General features: G+C 42.8%; 3 protein-coding genes. All 3 read right to left on the reverse strand.

Going from position 1 to position 2,101, the window contains the following annotated elements; all coding sequences use genetic code 11:
* Window positions 1-222: 222 nt before the first annotated feature.
* Window positions 223-630 carry a transposase gene (locus H6G62_RS26955; RefSeq protein ID WP_190500891.1) on the reverse strand — a complete coding sequence of 136 codons (408 nt, stop codon included), beginning with the start codon at window positions 628-630 and terminating at the stop codon, window positions 223-225.
* 164 nt (window positions 631-794) lie between these two features.
* A complete protein-coding gene (locus tag H6G62_RS26960) occupies window positions 795-1,346 on the reverse strand; it encodes a Uma2 family endonuclease (protein ID WP_190500893.1) in 552 nt (183 codons plus the stop codon).
* 172 nt (window positions 1,347-1,518) lie between these two features.
* Window positions 1,519-2,101: restriction endonuclease subunit S (locus H6G62_RS26965; protein WP_206755666.1), on the reverse strand; the 583-nt coding region annotated here is incomplete at its 5' end.

Below are 2,101 nucleotides of genomic sequence, written 5' to 3' on the forward strand. Positions count from 1 at the left end.
GTTTGAAGATGAAGCGCTACACCGCCGCAATGGACAATAACTTTTTGCTCAAAATCCTGGCAGCCAGTGGGGTGGATAAGGCGTGACAGCCAACCAGAGGGCCACGCCGAGATAAAGACAACCGATTTCGTTGGGAGGCAATCAGCTCAAATATTCGACCATGACGGGGCCGTAGGCCTAAGTCGACGCGCTATAACCTGTTGATTTTTACCCCTTAGCCTATCAATACGAGCACTCGATTAAGATGCGATTACCCTGCTCAAAGAGAGTCTCTATTTTGTCATGGTCTTTGAGGAGCTGACGAAATAGCCAGACAGTAGTTGCATCAGGCACCGGATCTTCTATCCCCAAGTTCAGAAACTCCATGAACGATAGACGATCTTTGACTTGGTACTCCAATTCTTCATCGCTGATGTTATAAAGCTGTTGTAGGATCAAGAGCTTAAACATCAAAATGACATCGATTGGTTTGCGGCCTGCATTGCTTTTGCGGTCTTTTTTATGGAGCGATTCTAGTTCATCTCGGAATAACTCCCAAGGAATAATGTCATTGAGATATTTTAAGGTTTTATTTTTGTTGAGCAATTCCTGCTGGCGTTCCTCAAAGTCCCAGAATCCTTTTTGTCCCATAGTCCTGATGAGAAATGAGTGATTTATATGATCTATGATCTCATCTTTTCGTGTCTATCGACTATCTCTTTAAGAATCCAAATACTAATGATCAAATATTTGACTATTAGCAAATATTTCAGGAATCCAGATTTCGACATGAGTCTCATTATGAGACAGTGTCTTCAGTATTTTTCGAGGTGCCCAAAACTTAGACCAATGCTTTTTAACTCGATGGTGTCGCCTGGTTGATAGTTAATGATCACCCAGTCACCAGCCTCATTTTTGTGGTATGAATCCATCTCAATCTTGGTGGAACTTACCAATAAGTAATCCTGTAGAACTGGTTTTTGGCGATATAGCCTGAACTTGCCGCCCCTATCGTAAGCTTCGGTGCTTTCTGATAGCACTTCAACAATCAAGCAGGGATAGGTAATGTATTGAGTCGTTTGCCTGTCGCGTTCATCGCAGGTGACGCTGGCATCGGGATAGGTATAGTTTTGGCTAGCCACAGTCTTAACCTTGATGTCAGAGTTTCCGGTGATGCAAGGGCTTCCCTCTATATGAGCCTCAAAGAGGCTGGTTAAGCGAATGGCAATGCGCCCATGATTCACACTGCCGCCGCCTATGGCATAGACTTCGCCATCGATATACTCATACTTTTCTGGCTGGGTTTCTTCCCAAACCAGATATTCATCGGGGTTGAGGTGAGGGACGTTATCGTTGGCGGTAACCATAGGATTAAGCTATATGAGAAGTAACTCTCACCTAAAAAATGATAGCTATCGGTTAGGTAGTCAGCTCATAGATCAAGCGATCATATTATCAGTTAAATGTTCGTCTTCAGCGGCGACTAGAAACCCTGAACTCAGCACCGATGATCTTCAATCATCCACTGAAAGAGGATGGTTATACCTCGTTTTCGGGTTCTTCTAAAATCATCGCTTCAACTTCTCGCTTAATTCGCTCTAACTCTGCTTTAGCTTCTTGCCTAAGTTGCTTAGCATGATTGCGAATTGCAGTAGTGTGATCGACAATTTCAAGCTGCTTTTCAAGTGGTGGCTTTGGAATTATTAGCTTTTTGAAGAAATCTTCTGATACTCTTTGATGTCCAGCAGAACCAGAAAAATATAGAGTGGCATAATTTCTAAGTACTTTAAGTCTGAGCAAAGCATAAATATAGTTGATGTCAGTATCAGCTTTCTCTCTAAAGATGTGAAATTCGGTGGAGCCAAAGCCGATACCATTTACTAAACCAGAAACTACAGCAGATTTTCCATTCTGCATACACGGGGTAATTTTTGCCCAAATCAAGTCGTTCTCTAAGAACTTAGTGTATCCATTAGCTTCATTGATGAGTCTTGCTTGAGATATATCCGCTTCTCGGTAGTGCATTTTAGTGCAGGCTAGAGGAAAAAGCCGGATGACCTTGCTTGGCCAGCTTTTCTCGGATGTTGCGATTGTAGTCATGGATGAACAACCAGATAGCCCC

The sequence above is a fragment of the Phormidium sp. FACHB-1136 genome (assembly GCF_014697375.1).
Taxonomy (GTDB): Bacteria; Cyanobacteriota; Cyanobacteriia; order Phormidesmidales; family Phormidesmidaceae; genus Nodosilinea.

Bases quoted from the DNA above. Each gene is read 5' to 3' on its own strand.
- H6G62_RS26955 (WP_190500891.1), bottom strand. From the start codon at position 630: ATGGGACAAAAAGGATTCTGGGACTTTGAGGAACGCCAGCAGGAATTG.
- H6G62_RS26960 (WP_190500893.1), bottom strand. From the start codon at position 1,346: ATGGTTACCGCCAACGATAACGTCCCTCACCTCAACCCCGATGAATAT.